Origin of the sequence: Dokdonella fugitiva, from assembly GCF_004342425.1 — a bacterium.
GTDB lineage: Bacteria > Pseudomonadota > Gammaproteobacteria > Xanthomonadales > Rhodanobacteraceae > Dokdonella_A > Dokdonella_A fugitiva.
On the sequence record NZ_SLWQ01000002.1, the window covers coordinates 20,714 to 43,475 of the forward strand.

Below are 22,762 nucleotides of genomic sequence, written 5' to 3' on the forward strand. Positions count from 1 at the left end.
GCGTGCGGAACCTCAGCGGCCGAAGTCGGGCAGGTTCGGGAACGCGTCCTTGCCGGCGTAGCGGGCGGTGGAGCCGAGCGCCTCCTCGATGCGCAGCAGCTGGTTGTACTTGGCGACGCGATCGGAGCGGCACAGCGAACCGGTCTTGATCTGGGTCGCCGCGGTCGACACCGAGAGGTCGGCGATCGTCGTGTCCTCGGTCTCGCCCGAACGGTGCGAGATGATCGAGGCGTACTTCGCCGCATCGGCCATCGCGATCGCATCGAGCGTCTCGGTCAGCGTGCCGATCTGGTTGACCTTGATGAGGATCGCGTTGGCGATCTGCTTGTCGATGCCTTGCTTGAAGATCGACGTGTTGGTGACGAACAGGTCGTCGCCGACCAGTTGCACGCGCTTGCCGAGGCGCTCGGTAAGGCGCTTCCAGCCGTCCCAGTCGCCCTCGGCCATGCCGTCCTCGATCGTGACGATCGGGTACTTCGCGCACCAGCCCGCGTAGAACTCGATCAGCTGGTCCGCACTCAGCACCTTGCCTTCGCCTTCGAGATGGTAGGCGCCGTCCTTGTAAAACTCGGAGCTGGCGACATCGAGGCCGAGGAAGATGTCCGCGCCGACCGTGTAGCCGGCCTTGGCGATCGCTTCGAGGATCGTCTCGATCGCCTCCTCGTTCGACCGGAGGTTCGGCGCGAAGCCGCCCTCGTCGCCGACCGCGGTGTTGAGGCCACGTCCCTTCAGCACCGACTTCAACGCGTGGAAGATCTCGGTGCCCGCGCGCAGGCCTTCCGAGAAGCTCGGCAGGCCGACCGGGAGGATCATGAATTCCTGCATGTCGACGTTGTTGTCCGCGTGCGCGCCGCCGTTGATGATGTTCATCATCGGTACGGGCAAGCGCGCGGCCCGGTCGCCGGCGAGGTGCTTCCACAGCGGCAACTTCTTCGACGCCGCGACCGCGTGCGCATTCGCGAGCGACACGCCGAGCAGCGCGTTCGCGCCGAGCTTGCCCTTGTTCGGCGAGCCATCGAGCGCGATGAGCTTCTCGTCGAGACCACGCTGGTCGTCCGCATCGAAGCCCTTCAGCGCAGAGGCGATCGTCGTGTTGACGTTGCCGACCGCATTGCGCACGCCCTTGCCGAGGTAGCGCGCCTTGTCGCCGTCGCGCAGCTCGACGGCTTCGCGCGAACCGGTCGATGCGCCGGACGGCACCGCGGCACGGCCGAACGAACCATCGGCGAGCGTGACTTCGGCTTCGAGGGTCGGGTTGCCGCGCGAATCGAGGATCTCGCGGGCGTGGATGGAGACGATCGTAGTCATGGGGCGGGAAGATCCAAGGTCTAGGATTGGGTGAATTTCCAGAGGAAGAACGCGGCGAACAACACCGTCGCCGAAACCACGAAACGGTAGATCAGTGCCGTCCTGCGCTGCAGCGCGTAAGCGGCAGCTTGCGTCCGGATGGCCTCCTCCTGCGCCAGCCGCGCCTGCTCCGCCTCCGCGGCCAGGCGCCCGCCCAGTTCGCGATACGCGGCCAGTTGCTCGCGTTGGCCGTCGCGGATTTCGCGCAGGAGCTCGACGACCTGTTCGTCCTGCATCGCAGTCCCCCTGGCTTACGGATTCGCTTCGAGGAAACCGTTGCGCTTGCCGATGCGGTCGAGTTCGACCAGCGTCTCGAGCAGGGCTTCCATCCTGCCGAGCGGCCACGCATTCGGCCCGTCGCTGAGCGCCTTGTCCGGGTCCGGGTGCGTTTCCATGAAGATGCCGGCGACGCCGACCGCGACCGCGGCGCGCGACAGTACGGGCACGAACTCGCGCTGGCCGCCCGACTTGCCGTCGGCGCCGCCCGGCAGCTGCACCGAATGCGTCGCGTCGAACACGACCGGGCAGCCGGTGTCGCGCATCACGCTCAAGGAACGCATGTCGGAGACGAGGTTGTTGTATCCGAAGCTCGCGCCGCGCTCGCAGACCATGATCTGCCCGTTGCCGGTCGCCTTCGCCTTCGCCGCGACGTGCTTCATCTCCCACGGCGAGAGGAACTGGCCCTTCTTGATGTTGACCGGCTTGCCGGCGCTCGCGACGTTCTGGATGAAGTCGGTCTGGCGGCAGAGGAACGCCGGCGTCTGCAGCACGTCGACGACGCTCGCGACTTCGGCCATCGGCGTGTACTCGTGAACGTCGGTGAGCACGGGCACGCCGATCTGGCGCTTCACTTCGGCGAGCACCTCCAGCCCCTTCTCGAGCCCCGGGCCGCGAAAGCTCGTGCCGGAGGTGCGGTTCGCCTTGTCGAAGCTCGACTTGAAGATGAAGGGCACGCCGAGCCTGCCGGTGATCTCCTTGAGCTTGCCGGCCGTGTCGAGCTGCAACTGCATCGACTCGATCACGCAGGGTCCGGCGATCAGGAACAGGGGTTTGTCGAGGCCGACCTCGAAACCGCAAAGGTTCATGCCACCGCTTCCTTCGCGTCCGCGGCGGCGAGGCGCGGCGCCTCGCGCACGGCCTTCTGCTCGCGCGCCGCGCGCACGAAGCCGATGAACAGCGGATGGCCGTCGCGCGGCGTCGAGGTGAATTCCGGATGCGCCTGGCAGGCGACGAACCACGGGTGGTTCGGCAGCTCCACCATCTCGACGAGCAGGTCGTCCATCGACTTGCCGGAGATCACGAGGCCGAGGTCCTCGAATTTCTGGCGGTAGCGGTTGTTGAATTCGTAACGGTGGCGATGGCGCTCGCGCACGACATCCTGGCCGTAGAGTTCGCGCGACAGCGTGCCCGCTTTCAGGCGGCATTCCTGCGCGCCGAGGCGCATCGTGCCGCCCTTGTCGGAAGTCTCGTCGCGCTTCTCGACTTCGCCCGCGCTGGTCGTCCACTCGGTGATCAGCGCGATCACCGGGTCGGAACAGTTGCGGTCGTTCTCGCTCGAATTCGCGCCCGGCAGGCCCGCGATGTTGCGCGCGAAGTCGACTACCGCCGCATGCATGCCGTAGCAGATGCCGAAATACGGAATGCGGTGTTCGCGCGCGTAGCGCGCCGCGGCGACCTTGCCTTCGAAGCCGCGCTTGCCGAAGCCGCCCGGCACGAGGATGCCGTCGGCGTCCTTGAGCATGTCGGCGCCCTTGCGCTCGATCTCCTCGGACTCGACCCAGCGCAGGTTCACGCGCGTCTTCTGCTTGATGCCGCCGTGGCGCAGCGCCTCGCCGAGCGACTTGTAGGCGTCCTTGTGCTCGACGTACTTGCCGACGATCGCGATCGTGACCTCGCCCTGCGGATGCTCGACCGCCTCGACCGTGCGCTCCCACGCGGAAAGATCCGCGGGCTTGGCGGCGAGGCGCAGCTTGTCGATGACGATCTCGTCCAGGCCCTGGCTGTGCAGCCACATCGGCAACTGGTAGATGACGTCGACGTCGGTCGCGCTGATGACGGCCTTTTCGGGCACGTTGGTGAACAGCGCGATCTTGCGCCGCTCGCTCTGCGGCAGCGGCTGCTCGCAGCGGCACAGCAGCACGTCCGGCTGGATGCCGATCGAGCGCAGTTCCTTCACCGAATGCTGCGTCGGCTTGGTCTTGATCTCGCCCGCGGCCTTGATGAAGGGCACCAGGGTGAGGTGCATGAAGATCGCCTGCTCGGCGCCGTGCTCGATGCGGATCTGGCGGATCGCCTCGAGGAACGGCAGCGACTCGATGTCGCCGACGGTGCCGCCGATCTCGACCAGCGCGACGTCGTAGCCCTGCGTCGCCTCGTAGATGCGGTGCTTGATCTCGTCGGTGATGTGCGGGATCACCTGCACGGTCGCGCCGAGGTAGTCGCCGCGGCGCTCCTTGGCGATCACGCTCTCGTAGATCTTGCCCGTCGTGATCGAGTTCTTGCCGGTCAGCCGCGTGCGCACGAAGCGCTCGTAGTGGCCGAGGTCGAGGTCGGTCTCGGCACCGTCGTCGGTGACGTAGACCTCGCCGTGCTGGAACGGGCTCATCGTGCCCGGGTCGACGTTGATGTAGGGGTCGAGCTTCATCATCGTCACGCGCAAGCCGCGCGCTTCGAGGATGGCAGCCAGCGACGCGGCGGCGATGCCCTTGCCAAGCGAGGACACCACGCCGCCGGTCACGAAAATGAGGGGGGTCATGGGCGGAGCTTTCTGCCGGAAACCCGTATTCTAGTGGCTCAGACCTTCGCGCGCATCTTCGACCGCGCGTACGCATCGCCGCACCCGCCGGAGCGGCGCCGCGGCATGCCCCGCGGCCGCCAGAAGCTGAATGCCCCGCGAATGGCCGCGACGGGGGGCGACCGGCTTCCTGATAGGAACACGTACACGGCTTCGTTCTGGGGCATGACGACCGCCATGGACGGTCACGACGGAGTCCCCACGATGCGATTCTTCTTCCTGTTGTCCGGCCTCGCGTTCGCCGCGGCCGGTTCCCTGCACGCGGCCGAGATCAGCGTCGGCGCAGGCCCCTCCTGCACGACACATACGATCGCCGACGCCCTCGCCCTCGCGGCCGCGACGCCCGACGTCGACACGATCCGCCTCGCCGACGACCAGGCCTACACGGGCCAGACCATCTTCATCGGCACCTCGGTCAACCTCGTCGGCGGCCATGCCGCATGCGGCGCGACGGCCCCGGTCGGGACCACCGCGCTGGTCGGCACCGGCCAATGGGCGACGCTCGCGATCGGCGGCACCGCCGAGGGCATCCACGTGCGGCTCGAGCACCTCGACATCAGTGGCGGCGGCCTGAGCGGTGAGATCGGCGACTGGGGCGGGCTCAACATCGCCGGCCACGCCTTCGTCGCGCTCGCCGACGTCGCGATCCACGACAACCACAACCGCTTCGGCGGCGGCGTCGAGCTGCGTGGCAACGCGATCGTGGAATTCGAGCGCAACATCGACGTGCACCACAACTACGCCACCGCCGGCGGCGGCATCTTCGCCGACGGCGCGACCCTGCGCGTGCGCCCGCACAACGTCGCCGTGCACGACAACGACGCGCTCAACGGCGGCGGCATCGCGCTGTTCAACGGCGCCAACGTGAGCGTCGGCAGCACCCTGGACGACCCGGCGACGCCGGTCGACGGCTTCCTCATCGCGAACAACACGGCGGAGAACTACGGCGGCGGCGCGATGGTGAGCGGCAGCGGCACCTCGCTGCTCGCCGACGACACGGTCGTGCGCGACAACGCCGCGGCCGAAGGCGGCGGAGTGTTCGCCGGCAACGGCGGCTACGCGCAGTTCGCACGCTTCCGCGAGGGCCCGTTCCGCCACTGCCCGCGCGAACTCGAATGCCTGCGCCTGTCCGGCAACACGGCCGAGCGCGGCGGCGCGATGTCGGTGCGCGATGGCGGCGCGGCGCATGTCGACGAAACGATCGTGCGCGGCAATGCCTCGGCCAGCGGTTCGGCATTCTGGCTTTACGGCGACGCCTCGCAGCTGCGCATCTATTCGAGCCTCGTCGTCGGCAACGGCTGCATCCAGGGCGCATCGGGCTGCCCGACGATCTACACCTCGGGTGGCTCGCTGCGCTTCGAGCACACGACCTTCGCCGACAACGCGAGCGCGAACACCCTGATCTGGGGCGACGGCGCGCAGGGCGCGATCGTCACCGACATCAAGGGCTATTCGAGCCTGGTCTCGGGCCACGCGAAGATTTTCGACTTCCTCGCCGCGTTCCCGACCGTGGCGTACGACTGCGTGCTCAAGGACAGCGGCAACGAGGAAGTCGCCGCGACGCGCAGCGCGGTCATGCCGTTCGCGTTCCAGGACGCCGCACGCGGCGACTACCACCTGCCCGCCGACAGCGTCGCGATCGACTGGTGCGACGGCGCGCCGGTGTCGAGCCAGTCCCCCGACATGGACGACACGCCGCGCGGCCTCGATGCCGACCAGCAGGATCTGTTCGGCACGTACGACCTCGGCGCGTTCGAAGCGGACCGCATCTTCGCCACCGGCTACGAGATGCGTCGCTGATTACCGGCGCGTCGGCAGGCGCATCCAACGCCTGCCGATGCGTTCGCTTGTCGAATGTTGCGCATTGCGATCGCGCGCTGGGGGATCGAGCGCGTGCCCGCGTAGAGGGTTGGACACCGTCGTGCGACGGGTAACGGCCATCTGGAGTACGCAATGATTCGAACCCGACCTCTCCTCTTCGCGATCGCCTTCGCCGCTGCATCGACGGCGCATTCGGCGACCTTCACCGTCGACCATCTCGGCGACGGCGGCAGCGGCAGCCTGCGCGACGCGATCGCGCGCGCCAATGCGACCGCGGAGGCTGACGTCATCCTGTTCACGCCGGGACTTGCGGGCACCATCGACCTCACCGGCGGCGAACTCGTCGTCGGCGCCAGCGTCACGATCACCGGTCCCGGCGCGACCAGGCTCACGATCGACGCGAACGGCCGCAGCCGCGTGTTCCGTTTCGACAACCCGGCCGCCGAAGCACGCAGCTGGACGATCAGCGGCCTGACCATCACGCGTGGCAGCGCGACCACGGCGAACGCCGACAGCGGAGGCGGGCTGTTCTACGAAAACCCGGCCTCCTCGTCGTCGCGGCCGTCGCTGGCGATCAGCGGGGTCGTGTTCTCCGCCAACAAGGCTTCGCGCAAGGGCGGCGCCGTGAGCGTCTCCGGCGCCAACCTCACGCTCGCCGACGTCGCGCTGGACGCGAATGAGGCGCGCGGCGGCTTCCAGCCATCCGGCGGTGCGCTCTACCTCGATCGCGGCCTGCTGACGATGCAGCGCAGCCGCGTCCTCGACAACACGGCGGAACTCGTCGGCGGCGGCATCCGGCTCGCCTCGCCCGGCATCAGTGCCGTCATCACCGACAGCCTGATCCAGGGCAACAGCGCCACGCTCAGCGGCGGCGGCATGCACGCGGGCACGATGCAGAGCCTGCGCATCGCGCGTTCGAGCTTCGTCGGCAACGCGGTCACCAACCAGACCGAAGGCGGCGGCCTCTACTTCGACGGCTCGACCGATGCCGGCGCGGTCGACAACGTCGTCGAGAACTCGACGTTCTCGGCCAACCGCACGCAGCACGAAGCGGGTCGCGGCAGCGGCATCGCCGTCGCGCGCGGCAACCTGACCGTGCGCAACAGCACGTTCGCGTACAACGCGACCTCGCCCGCCACGGCGCCGGCACCGAATGCGGGCGGGGCGCTCTGGGTCGCGAACGGCACGAGCACGCGCGTCACCGTGCAGAGCACGCTGTTCAGCCACAACACGCACGGCGATTCCAACCTGCGCGTGGACCTCGCCCGCCAGACCGGCGTGCCCGAAAGCACGCTCGCCGCGGATCACAACCTGTTCGAAGCGTCACCGGCGATCGGCGTGCTGTCGAGCGGCAATGCGAACATCGAAGGCGACGCACGGCTCGGCGAGCTCACGTACCACGGCGGCTGGACGCCGGTGCATCCGATCGGCGCGGACAGCCCGGCGATCGACGCGGGCGCGAATCCAGGCGCGCTCGAAACCGACCAGCGCGGCGCGGGTTTCGCGCGCACGATCGATGCGAATCCGTGCCGGCGACCGCTCGTCCACGTCACCGACATCGGCGCCTACGAGTACCGCGCCGATTCGATCTTCTGCTACGGCTTCAACGGCTGAGCGGGCATCGATGCTCCCGCGACGCCTCGTCGCGGGAGCGGTGTCACAGCGGATCGACCGGCGCCGACACCGGGAACCGCCGCTTCGCCTCGAGCTGCCAGAAGATCCAGGCCGACACCGCGGTGACGAGGCCCATGCAGACGAAGGTCGCGTGGAACGCCGGCAGCGTCGCGGCGCCGCGCACCGCGCCGAACACCGAGGTGAACGCGGCGAGCAGTCCGCTCGCCATCGCGACGCCGAGGCTCATCGACAGCATCATCACCATCGACAGCAGGCTGTTGCCGCCGCTGGCGAGATCACCTTCGAGATCGCGCAGGGTCACCGTGTTCATCGCGGTGAACTGCAGCGAGTTGACCATGCCGAACGCGGCCAGCTGGGCGATGCGCAGCCAGGCCGGCTGCGCCGGGCCGATCAGCGCGAAGCTGGCCATCGCCGCGCCGACGAGCACGGTATTGACGAGCAGCACGCGGCGGTAGCCGAACGCCCTGACGATCGGCACGATCAGGCGCTTGGATACCATCCCGGCGAGCGCGACCGGGATCATCATCATGCCCGCCTCCATCGGCGAATGGCCGAGGCCGACCTGCAGCAGCAGCGGGATCAGGAACGGCATGCTGCCGCTGCCGAGGCGCGCGAACAGGTTGCCGAGCACGCCGACGCGGTAGCTGTGCACGGCGAAGAGGCCGAGCGGGAACAGCGGCCGCGGGCTGCGCGTCGCGTGCAGCCAGTAGGCGACGAAGCTGGCGAGACCGAAGATCAGCAGCACGAGCATGCCCGCATGCTGCGTGCCGAGTTCGGTCAGCCCGTCGAGCGCGAGCGAGATCGCGACCATGCTGAAGGACAACATGAAGTAGCCGCCGAGGTCGAAGCGCCCGACCGCGCTGCGCGCATCGGGCATGAATCGCAACGTCGCGAGTGCGGCGACTACGCCGACCGGCAGGTTGATGAGGAAGATCCAGTGCCAGGACATCGCCTCGACCAGCCAGCCGCCGAGGGTCGGGCCGATCAGCGGGCCGATGAGGCCAGGGATCGTCACGAAGCTCATCGCGGCGAGGAAGTCCTTGCGCGGCACCGAACGCAACACCGCGAGCCGGCCGACCGGCAGCAGCATCGCGCCGCCGAGGCCCTGCACCACGCGCGAGGCTGCAAGTTGCACCAGCGTGTGCGACTGCGCGCACAGCAGCGAGCCGAACGTGAACAGCACGATCGCGACGAAGAACACGCGACGCGTGCCGAAGCGGTCGGCGAGCCAGCCCGAGGCGGGGATCAGCATCGCCATCGTCAGGGAATAGGCGATGACCACCGACTGCATGCGCAGCGGGCTCTCGCCGAGCCCTGCCGCCATCGCCGGCAGCGCGGTGTTGACGATGGTCGAATCGAGCATCTGCATGAACACGCCGAGCGCGACGAGCCACAGCAGGGCGCGGGGCGGCGTCGCGGCAGTCGATTCGGTCGTCATCGGCGGCGCAGTGTAGACGATGATCGCTGAACCGCCCGCTTGACCCCCGGCGCGGCGCTCGCCATGCTGTTTTGCTGCATGCGCCCCGCGGGGCGCGACCACCCGCGCCGGCACCCTGCCGGCCGCGCCGACGCACGTACCCAGAGCCTTTTGCATGAGCAGTCGCTACAACGCCGCCGACATCGAAGTCCTTTCCGGCCTGGATCCCGTCAAGCGCCGGCCCGGCATGTACACCGACACGTCGCGGCCCAACCACCTCGCGCAGGAAGTCATCGACAACTCGGTCGACGAAGCACTCGCCGGCCACGCGAAGGCGATCGACGTGACCGTGCATGCGGACGGCTCGGTCGAGGTGTCCGACGACGGCCGCGGCATGCCCGTCGACATCCACCCCGAGGAAGGCATCCCGGGCGTCGAACTGATCCTCACGCGCCTGCACGCGGGCGGCAAGTTCTCCAATCGCAACTACCAGTTCTCCGGCGGCCTGCACGGTGTCGGCGTGTCGGTCGTCAACGCGCTGTCGCAGCGCGTCGAAGTCACGATCCGCCGCGACGGCCAGGTCTATCGCATGGATTTCAGGGACGGCGAGCGCGCGAGCAACCTCGGCGTGACCGGCACCGTGCCGAAGAAGCAGACCGGCACGACCGTGCGCTTCTGGCCCGACCCGAAGTATTTCGACTCGCCGAAGATCGCGCTCGCGCGGCTCAAGCACGTGCTGCGCGCGAAGGCCGTGCTGTGCGCCGGCCTCACGGTGCGCCTCCTCGACGAGGCGAGCGGCGAGAAGCTCGAGTGGTACTACGAGGACGGCCTGCGCGACTACCTGCGCTCGATGCTCGGCGCGGTCGAATACCTGCCGGCCGACCTCTACGTCGGCCACCACCAGCGCGACAACGGCGCGGTCGAATTCGCGGTCGCGTGGCTGCCCGAGGGCGAGCTCACGCAGGAAAGCTACGTCAACCTGATCCCGACCGCGCAGGGCGGCACGCACGTCAACGGCCTGCGCTCGGGCCTCACCAACGCACTGCGCGAATTCTGCGAGTTCCGGAACCTGCTGCCGCGCGGCATCAAGCTCGCGCCCGAGGACGTCTGGGACCGGCTCTGCTTCGTGCTCTCGCTGAAGATGACCGACCCTCAGTTCTCCGGCCAGACCAAGGAACGCCTGTCCTCGCGCGACGCCGCCGGTTTCGTCGAGAACGCGGTGCACGACGGCTTCTCGCTCTACCTCAACCAGCACGTCGAGACCGGCGAGAGGATCGCGCAGCTCGCGATCGAGCGCGCGACCCTGCGGCTCAAGGCCGAGAAGCAGATCGTGCGCAAGAAGATCACGCAGGGCCCGGCCCTGCCCGGCAAGCTCGCCGACTGCGCGTCGAGCGACCTGTCGCGCACGGAGCTGTTCCTCGTCGAAGGCGATTCCGCCGGCGGTTCGGCGCGGCAGGCGCGCGACAAGGACTTCCAGGCGATCCTGCCGCTGCGCGGCAAGATCCTCAACACCTGGGAAGTCGAGTCCGGTTCGGTGCTCGCCTCGCAGGAAGTGCACGATCTCGCGGTCGCGATCGGCTGCGATCCCGGCAAGGACGACATCTCGGGCCTGCGCTACGGCAAGGTCGTCATCCTGGCCGACGCCGACTCCGACGGCCTGCACATCGCGACCCTGCTGTCGGCGCTGTTCCTGCGCCATTTCCCCAGGCTCGTGCGAGACGGCCACGTGTTCGTCGCGATGCCACCGCTGTTCCGCGTCGACGTCGGCAAGCAGGTGTTCTACTGCCTCGACGAAGCCGAGCGCGACGCGATGCTCGAGAAGATCCAGCGCGAGAAGATCAAGGGCGCGGTCAGCGTCACGCGCTTCAAGGGCCTCGGCGAGATGAATCCGTCGCAGCTGCGCGAATCGACGATCCACCCCGACACGCGCCGCCTCGTGCAGCTGACGATCGAGGCCGACGACGGCACGTCGAAGGTCATGGACATGCTGCTCTCGAAGAAGCGCGCGGGCGATCGCAAGGAATGGCTCGAAACGAAGGGCGACCTCGCTTCGCTCGAGGTCTGAGCCGTGCACTCGATCGCCGTCGCGGTGATCCGCGACGGCCGCGTCGCCTACGTGAAGGCGTACGGCGAGCGTGACGTGCAGCGGCACCTGCCGCTGGAAACGGACACCGTCATGTACGCGGCGTCATTGACCAAGGCCGCGTTCGCCTACGGCGTGATGATGATGGCCGACGAAGGTCGCATCGACCTCGATCGTCCGATCGCCGCGATGCTCGCCAAACCCCTGCCCGAGTACGGGAAGTACGCCGACCTCGCCGGCGACGACCGCTGGCGCATGCTGACGCCACGCATCCTGCTGAGCCATCGCTCGGGCTTCGCCAACTTCCGCTTCTGGCAGCCGGGCAAGCCGTACGACCCGGAGGGCAAGCTGTTCTTCTACTTCGATCCGGGCGCGCGCTTCGCGTACTCGGGCGAAGGCATCAACCTGTTGCAGTTCGCGCTCGAGAACGGCGGCGGCGTCGACATCGGCGACTTCCTCGGCACGCATCTCTTCACGCGTTCCGGCATGACGCGCACTTCGCTGACCTGGCGCGGTGATTTCGCCGGCAATGTCGCGATCGGCTACGACGAGAACGGCCAGGCGCTCGGCCACGAGCAGCGCCGCAGCGTGCGCGCGGCGGGCTCGATGGACACGACCATCCACGACTACGCGCGACTGCTCGCCGCCATGGTGCGCGGCGACGGCCTCGCGCCGGCGACGCATGCGGCGTGGCAGGCGCCGCAGGTGCGCATCCGCTCGGCGCAGCAGTTCCCGACGATGGGCGTGGCGGACACCCGCGACAATGACGGCATCGCGCTGTCGTACGCGCTCGGCATCGCGCGTTTCGAATCGCCGCGCGGTCCCGCCTGGTTCAAGGGCGGCCATGACGACGGCACCAACAATCTCGCGCTCTGCCTCGCGCGCTCGCGCGACTGCGTGCTGATCATGAGCAACAGCTCGAACGGCGAATCGATCTTCCCTTCCCTGATCGAGGCAACGCTCGGCCCGGTCTGCTTCCCGTGGTACTGGGAAAACTACGTGCCGTTCGACCATCCCGAGTGGAGCAGGCCCGATGCCTCGCATGCGCCGTGCCGACGCGTCGACGAGGTGCCGCACTGAGCACGCAGGCGTCGGGCGGCTGGGCACGCCTCCCGCCCCGGGGGTACGCGCCAGCCCCTCCGGGGTGCCGTTCGACCCGTTCCCTGCGCCGTACGCGCTGCGCTAGGCTGCGCGCTTCCCGGGGAGGAATCGTGATGCGCACCTTGTTGAAATGGCTGCTGCGCCTGGTCGTGCTCGTGCTCGTGCTCGGCGGCGCCTTTTTCGTGCACGTATGGTACTTCAAGCCGTATTCGATCGACTGGTTCTACGGGCGCGTGTTCGCCCAGTTCGCCCTGAAGAGCCCTGAACTCCTCAGCAGCCTGCGCATCCTGCCGCCATGGGCGGACTTCTACAGCGACAAGCTCGACGACGCCTCGCCGCGGCACGAAGCGGCGATGGCGCGAATGATCCGCGACGACCTCGACCTGCTGCACCGCTACGACCGCTCCGCGCTCGACCCGGCAGGCCAGCTGTCCTACGACGTGCTCGAGTACTTCCTCGCGATCCAGGTCGAAGGCGACCGCTTCCGCGGCCACGACTTCCCGGTCAACCAGATGTTCGGCGTGCAGTCGAGCCTGCCGAACTTCATGGCGCAGACGCACCAGGTCGCCAACCGCCACGACGCCGACGCGTACATCGCGCGGCTCGACCTGTTCCCGCAGAAGTTCGCCCAGGTCATCGAAGGCCTGAACGAGCGCGAGGCGAAGGGCGTGGTGCCGCCGAAGTTCACCATCGACGAAGTGCTTGCGCAGATGCGCGGTTTCATCGCGTCGCAGCCCGAGGAACACATGCTCTACACGAGCTTCAAGGAGAAGCTCGACAAGCTGCCGGAAGACGCGATCCCGGCCGCGGACCGCGACGCGCTGCTCGCGCGCGTGGCGACCTCGATCGAGCACGGCGTGTATCCTGCCTATCGCAGCCTGATCGAACACTTCGCCGCGTTGCAGCCGAAGGTCACGCGCAACGACGGCGCCTGGAGCCTGCCCGACGGCGACGCCTACTACGCGTGGTGCGTGCGCATGCACACCACCACCGACATGACGCCCGAACAGGTGCACGCGCTCGGCCTCGCCGAAGTCGCGCGCGTGACCGCCGAGATGGACGCGATCCTCAAGGCGCAGGGCCTCGCCGATGGACCGATCGGCCCGCGCGTGCAGCAGCTCGCGCACGCCGCCGACGCGACCTACCCGAACACGCCGGACGGCAAGCAGGCGATGCTCGCCCGGTACCAGGCGATCCTCGACGAGGTGAACGCGGGGCTCGGCTCCGCATTCCACGTGCGGCCGGAACTGGGCGTCGTGGTCAAGCCGGTGCCGGCCTTCTCCGAGAAGACCGCGCCCGGTGCGTACTACGAACCAGGATCGTTCGATGGCACGCGCCCCGGTGCGTTCTACGCCAACATGCGCGACACCACCGAGAATCCCAAGTGGGGCATGCGCACGCTCGCCTACCACGAAGGCATCCCCGGCCACCATTTCCAGATCTCGATCGCGCAGGAGCTCAAGGGCGTCCCGTTCTTCCGCCGCGTGCTGCCGTTCACTGCGTACGCCGAGGGCTGGGCGCTGTACGCCGAACGCCTCGCCTGGGAACTCGGCTTCGAGAAGGACCCGCTCGACGACCTCGGCCGCCTGCGCGACGAGATGATGCGTGCGGTGCGTCTGGTCGTCGATTCGGGCATCCATTACAAGCACTGGACGCGCGAGCAGGCGATCCAGTACATGATGGACAACACCGGCATGGCCGAGAGTTCGGTCACCTCGGAGGTCGAACGCTACTTCGTCGACCCGGGCCAGGCACTCGCCTACAAGGCCGGCATGCTGAAGATCCTCGAGTTGCGCGAGCATGCGAAGCAGGCGCTCGGCGCGAAGTTCGATCTGGGCGAATTCCACGACCAGGTCCTCACCCACGGCTCGCTGCCGCTCGCGCTGCTGCAGCGCGTGATCAATGACTGGATCACGCAGAAGCAGGCCGGCTGAAGCCACGGCGCGCCCGCGGGCGCTCCCCCGAGCGAGAGCCTGAAAACACGGAGTACGCAGGGCACACCGGGGAAAGAAGATCGAGAAGATTCGATTGAAGCCTTCCCGTGCTCCGTGTTTCAAGCTGCACCGCTTCCTGCCTCCGGCCTGGACGAAAGCGGCAGCGTTTGCACGCGCGCTAACGCAATTCGAATGTGCACCCGGGCATGCTTGGCTTCCCGTGGCGACCGCGCGCGGGCCCGCTGTGAAGCGCGCCGGGGACGTGGCGGCGTCGCGGACCAATCCGCGTGCAGGCGGCTCGGCACGGAGCCGCCTGCAATCGGGGAGAATCGGGCCGGCCGGCCGATCGGCGCCGGCAATCGCGTCAGCGATGCAGGATCGCCTTGCCGGTCGCGTGATCGATCGGCGCGGACGTGTGCTCGTGCGCGATCTTCCACTCGCCATCGACGCGCCGCAGTCCGTACGTGACGCGGTTCATCAATGAGCGCAGTGGCGTGCCGTCGGGGGATAGCGCCGCGTAGGTGAGCATCGCATGGCCGAAGGCGAGGTCGTGCATCGCCGTGCACGCGCCTTCCTCGACGCCGACGACGACGCGTTCATCGCCGAGCGAGGCGAACCATCCGGCCGCCACCGAGCGCCACGCGTCGATGCCGCGCAGCGACCAGGTGCCCCACGCATCGAAGACCACCACGTCGTCGGTGTACGCCGCGGCGAACGCGTCGGCGTCCTTGGCGAGCACGGCCTGCGCGTAGCGCGCAAGGACCTCGCGCAGCGGATCCGCAGGCGCATTCACGGCGCCTCCCCGAGCCGCGGCAGTGCATCGTCGTAGGCCTGCATGAGCTTCGGCTCCTGGATGTTCACGTCGGTGAGGTAGATCTGCATCGCGCGCGCGAGGGCACTGGTGTCGTCGCTCTGGAACGTGGTCGGACCGAACATGCCCTGGGCGAAACTGTTCTCGTAGGCCTGGAACGTCTGCTGGCGCGTGTATACGAGCGAGATCGCATAGGCGAGGTCGTGCGGCAGGTAGGACAGCGACTGCGTCGCCAGCGCGAGGTCCCAGGCGGTGTGCTCGAAGACCACCGGTTGCACGCCGCGGAACCGCGTCGCGGCCTGGAACTGCTGCAACGTCTTCGGTCCCCCCTCGGCAAGGAACGCATCAACGTCGCGCGCGAGCTGCTCGTGGTAGGCACGCACGTCCGCGACCGCCTTGCGGTTGGCGCGCATCTCCTCGGCGAAGTTGCGCAGCGCATCGGCGGCGAGCTGGCGCTGCTCGCGGTGCTCGCGCCACTGGTCCGCGAGCAGCGCGAGGAACACGCCGGCCGTGACCAGCGCGAGTTCGGCGAGCCAGCGGGCCAGGGATCGGCCGAGCAGGATCCGTTCGAGACGCATGGGCACGACCTCCGTCCGGCCATCGAAGGCCATCCGGGCGATTGTAGTCGCTCCACCTCGCCCGCACGCCACGGTTCGCGCCACGGGTTTTACATCGCCGCCTGCATGGGACTACAGTGACACGGACGCGATGCGACCGGACGGGGGTCGGCATCGGCCATCCGCCAGGGGGGCATGCTCGCATGGGCCGCGAGTGGCGACGCAAGGGGATCCTCGCGCTGGTCTGCACGGCCCTGTACTGGGTCGACGTTCCCTATCGCGCCACGTTCTTCGACATCCCGGCGCAAGGGTCGCTCGCCCATTTGCATGCGGGCTGGCTGTTCGCGGTGGCGATGCTGTATCGCGACCGCGCGAGCCTCGCCGTGTGCATCGCGGCCGCATTCGCGTCCTGGGCGACGCGCGTCGCGCTGATCGAGGGCGGTGGCGTGGTCGTCTACTTCGGCGGCGCACTCAGCTATGCGCTCACCTATGCCGGCCTGCGGGCCGCCTCCCGATGGCTCGTCCCGCCGACGCGCCAGCCGTTCGTGTTCGCCGCGCGCGACCTGCCGGGCTTCGCGCTCGCCGGCATGCTCGCCTACCCGGCGGCCGTCGCGGCTTTCGCGGGCCTGTACGTCGGTCCTTATGCGGGGCCGGTCGTCGCGGCGAACGAGGCCGCGCAGGTGCTGTTCGCGAAACTGTTCGGCGTGCTCGTCGTGAGCCTGCCGGTGATCGTGCTCGGCACGCACGAGGCCCGCGGACGCGCGGCTGCCGACGGCGCGCCTTCGATGCCATGGACGCTGTTGCTCGTCGGCATCGGCGCGCCGGCGGTCGCGCTGCGCATCGCGCCGGCCGACTCGCCGATCGCGGACGCCCTGCTCGCCTCCTTCACCGACTATCGCCTGCTCGTCGCGGCGCTCCTCGTCCTTGCCGCGAAACGCTGCAGCCTGCGCTTCAGCATGACGGTACTCGTACTCGCCGAATTCCTGTTCGTCTGGGCGCTCGCCCGCAACGCGGGCCCGAAGACGCTGCTCGACACCGCCCTGCTGATGCGCTTCGCGATCGAATGCGTGATCGCGCTATGGCTCGTGCTCGCCCTGCTGCTCTTCGGATACGAACGCGATGCCGCCGCGCAGCGGCACCAGCGCGCGAGCCTGCACGATCCGCTGTCCGACCTGCCCAACCTGTCGGCGCTGCGCCGGCGCTGCGCCGGCGACGCACTGCCGCCACTCGGCTTCATCCTGCTCGACCGCAGCGAGTCCATCCTCGCCGGCCTCGGCCTGCGCGCGCAGGCGGAGTTGTCGCGCTGGATCGCCAACCTGTTGCGCGACATCGGCCGGACCTACGACGTGGGCACTGGCCACCTCGTCGTCGTCCTGCACGGCGACCTGCATGGCGACGCCGCGCGCGCCGCGTGGGACGCGGTGCTGAGCCGCCTGCACGAAGGCGAATTCCTCTGGCTCGAGCGACCGGTGCGGGTGCTTCCCTACCTCGGCATCGCCGCGGACGAGGCCGCCGAAGGCTTCGACGCGCGCATCGCGCGTGCCTCGGACGCCGCAATGGAAGCGCGTGATCGCGGCGAGCTACGGCCCCTGCACGCCGGTGCGCGCGACGGGCGCGAGGCGCTTTCGACGCACGGCCGCTCGCTGCAGGTGTCGACGAATGCACTCGCGCGCATCCGCGCGGGCGAGATCGAGCTCTACTGCCAGCCGCTCGTCGCCCTCTCCGGCCACGCCGCGGACAGTGGCGCGCACGGCGAAATCCTCTGTCGCCTGCAGGACGAATTCGGCCGCCTGCTGCTGCCGGAGGAATTCCTGCGCGAACTGCAGGACGATCGCCGCATGGCGGAACTCGACCTCGCGGTCGTGCGCGCGCTGGACCGCTGGTTGCGCCGCCACGACGACGCGCGCGTGCCGATCAGCCGGATCAGCGTCAACCTCGGCGGCCAGTCGCTGGCCTCGCTGAGTTTCGCGCGCGAGTTGCTTGCGCTGGTCGATGACTTCGCCGTCGCGCCGGGCGTGCTCTGCTTCGAGGTCACCGAAACGGCTGCGATCACCCATGCGAGCGACGCGATCGCGCTGCTCGACGCCTTGCGCGAACGCGGCTGCTGCATCGCGATCGACGACTTCGGCATCGGCTACCAGTCCTTCGAGCGACTCAAGCAGATTCCGGCGAACGTGATCAAGATCGACGGCAGCTTCGTGCGCGACCTCGCGCGCGACGCGCGCGATCTCGCCACCGTCCGCGCTATCGTCACGGTCGCGCGTGCCTACGGTGCCGAAACCGTGGCCGAGTGGGTCGAGAACGAACAGACCCTCGTGCTGCTGCGCGAACTGGGCGTGGACTGGGCGCAGGGTTTCCACCTCGCGCGACCTCGGCCGATCGACGAATTGCTGCTGGCGAAGAACGGCGCTGCCACGACCGGCTGAGCGGAGTGCGGAGCTCAGCGGTGCGTCGGTACGCCGCGATCGAACCGCGCGAACGACACCAGGCCGTCGCACGGATGGGCTCGCCGGTTCAGTCGCGCGGCGAGCACGTCCGCGCCGAGGCGCGCATAGGCGATGCCGTTGCCACCATAGGCCAGCGCGAACAGCACGCGCGGCCCGTGTTGCGGATGCGCGTCGAAGAACGGCAGACCGTCCATGGTTTCCGCGAACGTGCCGCCCCACGCCCATGCCGGCTGGACCGCGATGCCGAGGCGTTGCGCCACCTTGCGGGCGAGTAGTGCCGCCTTGCGCCGCACCCTGGCATCGCGCAGCGCTGGCACGTCGATGCGATCGTCGGCGCCACCGACGATGAGGCGGCCCTCGCCGGTCGTGCGCAGGTACAGGTACGGGCGTGCGGTTTCCCAGGCGAGCACGCCGCGCAGGCGACCGACATCGTCGAGCGGATCGGTGGCGAACGCATAGCTGCTGCGATTGCGTGCGATGCGTGCATCGAGCCACTGCTGGGACTCGTAGCCGGCGGCGACGACGAGCCAGCGCGCGCGCAGCGCGACGCCGCGATCGGTGTCCACGCGAACGTGGCGCGCACGCACGGCGAAACCGGACACCGTGGTGCGATCGAATACCCGCCCGCCATTGCGCACGATCGCGCGCAGCAACGCATGGCAGGCGCGGTACGGATCAACCAGCGCCGCGGGGCGGGTCAGGATCGCCGCCGGCGCATCGAGTCCGAAGCGCCGGGCCAGTTCGTCGGCTTCGAGCCAGTCCACCTGCAGGCCGGCGTCGCGGCGCCGGCGACATTCCGCGAGCAGGCGGTCGCGATGACGACTGTTCGAGGCGAAGTACAGGCTGTGCGCACGGGCGAATCCGATGCGGCGAAAGCGCGCCAGTTCCCCTGCCAGGATCTCGAGCGACGCGGCGCAGTACCGGTACGCGAGCGTCGCGGCGGCGGCGCCATACCTCCCGGCCAGATCACCCATTTCAGCGTCGAGTTCGTATTGCAGCAGCGCGGTGCTGGCCGCCGTGCTCCCCCAGCCGCACTCGCGGCGATCGAGCAACACGACGCGATGGCCATCGCGTTGCATCCTCCGCGCGACGATGGCACCGGTGATACCCGCGCCGACGACGGCGACGTCGCACTCGAGCGGGCGATCGAGCACGGGGTAGCAGGCAATCAGACCGTTGCGAACCGTCCAGTACGGATAGCCGCTCTTGAGGTTCACTCAGCGACGGGAGCTTGCGTTGAGGCGCGCCATGCTCCCGGGCTCGGGCACCCGCGTCATCCACGGCCACCACGCGTCGAACTCGGCATGCGAAACGCGACCGTCGCCGTCGAGGTCCGCATTGGACCAGTCTTCCTGCAGAGCGACCAGATGCTGCCCTTCCACCTCGCCGGGCGACAGCACGCCATCGCCGTCGGTGTCGAGCGCGACCCACGCCGCATCGGCCGGCGCATGTGAAGCGCCATCACCGACACGCATCGTGGGCGCGGCACACGCACAGAGCGCGACCGCTGCGGCGACCATGGCCACCCACCGGACGGACCGGCTCATGATGCGATCCTGCGCAGGCCCTGCGCGTTCCGCCCGGCCGAGGCGCGGCTGTCCGAGCGCGACGGCGCAACCGCGGCCGGCGCCTGCAGCGGTCGAATCGGCACGAACGGGAGCGCGCGGGAACGCGCGAGCTTGAAGATCGGCAGAAGCAGCGGCGTCGCAGGCATCGGCGCATCCTCGTGGAGTTCGGGCGATGGTTCACGCTAGCGCCACGGATCGGACCGACGACTGAACGCGGTATCTCCCGTTCATGCGATGTCCAGCTTCCCGAGCGGCGCGCGTAACTCACCTCCCACGGGCTGCGTCGACACCGAGCGCTCGCTATCGACAGACCCGCTCCCGCCGGTCCGTTCAGGCAGTGCATCCTCGCGCTTCCACGTCGCGGCCTTGACGGCAGCGCCCGGGGCGACGTCGGCGGTGGACTCTCGGCGAACGTGGCGCGCTTGTCATTCATCGACGACATGATCTTCGCGAGCGGCTTCGAGTGAGCCGCGCCCGCGTCGCGATTGCGCCGGACGCAGCCGCGGAAGATCATTGAAGCGCGGCCCGTGCCGCCGCCGTCACACCGGAGCGAGTGCGTCGCGGCAGGCGCGCGCGATGACGACTTCCTCGTCGGTCGGCAGCACGAGTACCGGCACGCGGCCGCCGCCGATGCGTTCGGCGTTGCGCGCGTTCGCCGCCGCATCGAGGGTGATGGCGAGGAAGCCGAGCGGCGCGCAGATGCGCTCGCGCACGGCGGCCGCGTTCTCGCCGATGCCGCCGCTGAACACGAGCGCGTCGATGCCGCCGAGCGCGGCGGCCATCGCCGCGATCTGGCGTGTGCAGTGGTAGGCGAACAGGTCGACCGCCTCGCGTGCTTCCGGCGCCTCGCTCCCGAGCAGCTCGCGCATGTCGGCGCTGATGCCGGATACGCCGAGCAGGCCGCTGTCGTGGTACAGCATCTTCTCGACCGAGGCGGGCGTCGCCGCGTCGCCACGCAGGAGGTGGAACGCGACGCCCGGATCGAGCGGCCCGCAGCGCGTGCCCATCGGCAAGCCGTCGAGCGCGGTGAAGCCGAGCGAGCAGTCGCGCGAGCGGCCGTCGTCGACCGCGCACACGCTCGCGCCGCTGCCGAGGTGCGCGATCACGAGGCGCCGCGCCTTCGGCTCGCGCCGGCGGGTTTCGCCGGCGAGGTAGTCGTACGACAGGCCATGGAAACCGTAGCGGCGCACGCCCGCGTCGTGCAGGGCGCGCGGCAGCGCGAAGCGCCGCGCGACATCGGGCCAGTGCGCGTGGAACGCGGTGTCGAAGCAGGCGAGCTGGGGCACGTGCGGTGCACGCTCGCGCAAGCGACGGATCGCCGCGAGGTTGTACGGCTGGTGCAAGGGCACGATCGGATCGAGTGCCTCGAGCTCCGTGAGCACCGTGTCGTCGACGCGCACCGGTGCGGTGTAGGCCATGCCACCATGCACGACACGGTGTCCGACCATCGCGAGCGGTCGACCGGCGAACTCGGCATCGAACCAGCGCAGCATCGCATCCAGCGCCCCGGCCTGGCCCGCGTCCGCCGGCAGCGGCAGCAGGCGCGTCGTCTCGCCGGGACGCACCGCGCGCAGGCGCGGTCCGCGGCCGATGCGTTCGACCTGCCCGCCGCCGAGGCGCGCGAGGCGCGCATCGGCTTCGTAGACGGCGAACTTGAGGCTCGACGATCCGGCATTGACGACGAGCAGCACCGAACTCATGGCGCTGACCCGCGTGGTTGCGCGAGCAGCACCGCGAGCGCGCACGAGGCGAGCCGGATGCGTACGCTGTCGGCACGGCTGGCGAGGATGATCGGCACGCGCGCGCCAAGCACGACGCCGGCCGCGTCGGCGCCGGCGAGGTAGACGAGCTGCTTGTACAGCATGTTGCCCGATTCGAGGTCGGGCACGACGAGCACGTCGGCGCGCCCGGCGACCGGCGAGTCGATGCCCTTGATGCGCGCGGCCTCCTCGCTCACCGCGTTGTCGAATGCCAGCGGGCCGTCGAGGATGCCGCCGGTGATCTGGCCGCGATCGGCCATCTTGCACAGCGCGGCAGCCTCCACGGTGGAGGGGATCGCGGGATTGACGGTTTCGACCGCCGACAGGATCGCGACGCGCGGCCGTTCATAGCCGACGCGATGCATGAGGTCGATCGCGTTCTGCACGATGTCGGCCTTCTCGGCGAGCGTCGGCGCGATGTTCACCGCCGCATCGGTGATAAGCAGCGGGCGCGGATACTTCGGCACGTCCATGAGGAACGCGTGCGAGACGCGCCGCGCGGTGCGCAGGCCGTGGTCGCGATCGAGCACCGCGTGCAGCAGCTCGTCGGTGTGCAGGCTGCCCTTCATGACCGCGTCGACTTTGCACTCGCGCGCGAGCGCGACGGCCGCCGCGGCGGCGGCATGGCTGTGTTCGGCGTCGACGCGCTCGATGCCGCGGAGCGCGAGGCCCGCCTCGGCCGCGAGCGCGTCGATGCGCGCGCGCGGGCCGACCAGCACCGGCGCGACGAGGCCGGCGTCGCGCGCATCGATCGCCGCCTCGAGTGCTTCGCGGCTGCAGGGATGGGCAACCGCGACGCGGATCGGCGGCAGCGCCTGCGCGGCGCGCAACAGGCGTTCGTAACCGCCGTGCGCATGCTCGTCGATCGGCGATGCCGCCTGCGGCGCTGAGGACATGGCTGACTCCGCGACTCGTCGGCATCCATCCTACCGTGGAACGTGCTGCGGCGGAGCGGGCGTCGAAGGCGCGGCCGGTCAACGCGGCAGGCGGAAGTGCAGCACGTATCGGACGAGCCAGGCCGCGGCGAACAGGCCGAACGCGACCATGCCCACGGTCATGAGGCGCTCGTCCAGGTGCGGTGGCGAGGTCGCGTGCGCGCGCACGACGAGCGTGTGGACATAGCAGAGGAAAACGCTGAGCAGGATGCCGAAGACCGCGGACTGGTCGACCAGCCATGCGCGCGTCTGCGCCTCGCGTTCGGGAGCGAGCCAGTAGTGCTTGTTGGGCAACGACAGCAGCCCGTCGGGCACGCGCGCTATCAGGCGCATCGGTGCGACGAGGAGCAGCGGCAACACGGACGTGATCCCGATCATCAACGCGAGATAGCCGCCGCGCGACATCGCGCCGTCTGCAGCACCGCCTGCGCGGAAGTGCGAGGCCACGACGTCGGGCAACATGCTTCCCGTCGCCAGCACGTACACCGCCGCCAGGATCCCGACCAGCACCATCACGCGCGTCGTCGTCATGTCCGTCCCCTGCTGACGCGC

At 69.2% G+C, this 22,762-nt stretch carries 18 protein-coding genes; 6 read left to right on the forward strand and 12 right to left on the reverse strand.

All coding sequences use genetic code 11. The features are described from left to right. Positions 1 to 12: 12 nt before the first annotated feature. Genes eno through pyrG form a run of 4 tightly spaced genes read right to left on the reverse strand, consistent with a single transcriptional unit; the run spans position 13 to position 4,102 of the window. The gene (gene eno / locus EV148_RS04330) at positions 13 to 1,308 is read right to left on the reverse strand and encodes a phosphopyruvate hydratase (RefSeq protein WP_131994092.1); all 1,296 of its coding nucleotides are present in this window, start codon (positions 1,306 to 1,308) and stop codon (positions 13 to 15) included. 20 nt (positions 1,309 to 1,328) lie between these two features. Continuing rightward, positions 1,329 to 1,583 carry a hypothetical protein gene (locus EV148_RS04335; protein WP_131994095.1) on the reverse strand — a complete coding sequence of 85 codons (255 nt, stop codon included), beginning with the start codon at positions 1,581 to 1,583 and terminating at the stop codon, positions 1,329 to 1,331. Between the two features lie 15 nt (positions 1,584 to 1,598). Then, positions 1,599 to 2,432: a 3-deoxy-8-phosphooctulonate synthase gene (kdsA, locus tag EV148_RS04340; RefSeq protein ID WP_131994098.1), complete on the reverse strand. Its 834-nt coding sequence runs from the start codon at positions 2,430 to 2,432 to the stop codon at positions 1,599 to 1,601. Continuing rightward, a complete protein-coding gene (pyrG, locus tag EV148_RS04345) occupies positions 2,429 to 4,102 on the reverse strand; it encodes a CTP synthase (RefSeq protein WP_131994101.1) in 1,674 nt (557 codons plus the stop codon). The genes kdsA and pyrG overlap by 4 nt, the downstream gene beginning before the upstream one ends. 243 nt (positions 4,103 to 4,345) lie before the next feature. Here pyrG and EV148_RS04350 point away from each other — a divergent pair, with 243 nt between their 5' ends. Both EV148_RS04350 and EV148_RS04355 read left to right on the forward strand, forming a co-directional pair. Beyond that, positions 4,346 to 5,941: a right-handed parallel beta-helix repeat-containing protein gene (locus tag EV148_RS04350; protein ID WP_131994104.1), complete on the forward strand. Its 1,596-nt coding sequence runs from the start codon at positions 4,346 to 4,348 to the stop codon at positions 5,939 to 5,941. 153 nt (positions 5,942 to 6,094) lie between these two features. Continuing rightward, positions 6,095 to 7,576 carry a choice-of-anchor Q domain-containing protein gene (locus EV148_RS04355; protein WP_131994107.1) on the forward strand — a complete coding sequence of 494 codons (1,482 nt, stop codon included), beginning with the start codon at positions 6,095 to 6,097 and terminating at the stop codon, positions 7,574 to 7,576. 43 nt (positions 7,577 to 7,619) lie between these two features. Here EV148_RS04355 and mdtD read toward each other — a convergent pair whose 3' ends face one another. Further along, a complete protein-coding gene (gene mdtD, locus EV148_RS04360; protein WP_131994110.1) occupies positions 7,620 to 9,035 on the reverse strand; it encodes a multidrug transporter subunit MdtD in 1,416 nt (471 codons plus the stop codon). A gap of 154 nt (positions 9,036 to 9,189) precedes the next feature. On the opposite strand from mdtD, the gene parE reads away from it, so the two are divergent. From parE to EV148_RS04375, 3 genes are all read left to right on the forward strand, one after another. Next, positions 9,190 to 11,079, forward strand: coding sequence for a DNA topoisomerase IV subunit B (gene parE / locus EV148_RS04365; protein ID WP_131994113.1), 1,890 nt, complete (start codon positions 9,190 to 9,192; stop codon positions 11,077 to 11,079). 3 nt (positions 11,080 to 11,082) lie between these two features. Beyond that, positions 11,083 to 12,177 (forward strand): serine hydrolase domain-containing protein, encoded by a 1,095-nt coding sequence (locus EV148_RS04370; RefSeq protein WP_131994116.1) that lies wholly within the window; start codon positions 11,083 to 11,085, stop codon positions 12,175 to 12,177. A 134-nt stretch (positions 12,178 to 12,311) separates the two neighbouring features. After that, the gene (locus tag EV148_RS04375) at positions 12,312 to 14,132 is read left to right on the forward strand and encodes a DUF885 domain-containing protein (RefSeq protein ID WP_131994119.1); all 1,821 of its coding nucleotides are present in this window, start codon (positions 12,312 to 12,314) and stop codon (positions 14,130 to 14,132) included. A 364-nt stretch (positions 14,133 to 14,496) separates the two neighbouring features. Here EV148_RS04375 and EV148_RS04380 read toward each other — a convergent pair whose 3' ends face one another. Together EV148_RS04380 and EV148_RS04385 are read right to left on the reverse strand one after the other, a co-directional pair. Further along, positions 14,497 to 14,925 carry a YybH family protein gene (locus EV148_RS04380; RefSeq protein ID WP_131994122.1) on the reverse strand — a complete coding sequence of 143 codons (429 nt, stop codon included), beginning with the start codon at positions 14,923 to 14,925 and terminating at the stop codon, positions 14,497 to 14,499. Continuing rightward, positions 14,922 to 15,521 (reverse strand): hypothetical protein, encoded by a 600-nt coding sequence (locus EV148_RS04385; protein WP_131994125.1) that lies wholly within the window; start codon positions 15,519 to 15,521, stop codon positions 14,922 to 14,924. The genes EV148_RS04380 and EV148_RS04385 overlap by 4 nt, the downstream gene beginning before the upstream one ends. A 182-nt stretch (positions 15,522 to 15,703) precedes the next feature. Between EV148_RS04385 and EV148_RS04390 the strand changes: the two genes are divergently transcribed. Further along, positions 15,704 to 17,926: an EAL domain-containing protein gene (locus EV148_RS04390; RefSeq protein WP_131994128.1), complete on the forward strand. Its 2,223-nt coding sequence runs from the start codon at positions 15,704 to 15,706 to the stop codon at positions 17,924 to 17,926. A 14-nt stretch (positions 17,927 to 17,940) separates the two neighbouring features. Here the strand turns inward: EV148_RS04390 and EV148_RS04395 are convergent, their stop codons facing one another. From EV148_RS04395 to EV148_RS04415, 5 genes are all read right to left on the reverse strand, one after another. Further along, positions 17,941 to 19,164, reverse strand: a complete 1,224-nt coding sequence (locus EV148_RS04395) for an NAD(P)/FAD-dependent oxidoreductase (protein WP_131994131.1) — start codon at positions 19,162 to 19,164, stop codon at positions 17,941 to 17,943. Further along, entirely contained in the window at positions 19,165 to 19,494 is a 330-nt protein-coding gene (locus tag EV148_RS04400) for an EF-hand domain-containing protein (RefSeq protein WP_131995441.1), read from the reverse strand. Between the two features lie 560 nt (positions 19,495 to 20,054). Then, positions 20,055 to 21,215: an acetate/propionate family kinase gene (locus tag EV148_RS04405; RefSeq protein ID WP_131994134.1), complete on the reverse strand. Its 1,161-nt coding sequence runs from the start codon at positions 21,213 to 21,215 to the stop codon at positions 20,055 to 20,057. Then, positions 21,212 to 22,171: a bifunctional enoyl-CoA hydratase/phosphate acetyltransferase gene (locus EV148_RS04410; protein ID WP_131994137.1), complete on the reverse strand. Its 960-nt coding sequence runs from the start codon at positions 22,169 to 22,171 to the stop codon at positions 21,212 to 21,214. The genes EV148_RS04405 and EV148_RS04410 overlap by 4 nt, the downstream gene beginning before the upstream one ends. 78 nt (positions 22,172 to 22,249) lie before the next feature. Further along, positions 22,250 to 22,741: an SdpI family protein gene (locus tag EV148_RS04415; RefSeq protein ID WP_131994140.1), complete on the reverse strand. Its 492-nt coding sequence runs from the start codon at positions 22,739 to 22,741 to the stop codon at positions 22,250 to 22,252. Between the last annotated feature and the right edge of the window lie 21 nt (positions 22,742 to 22,762).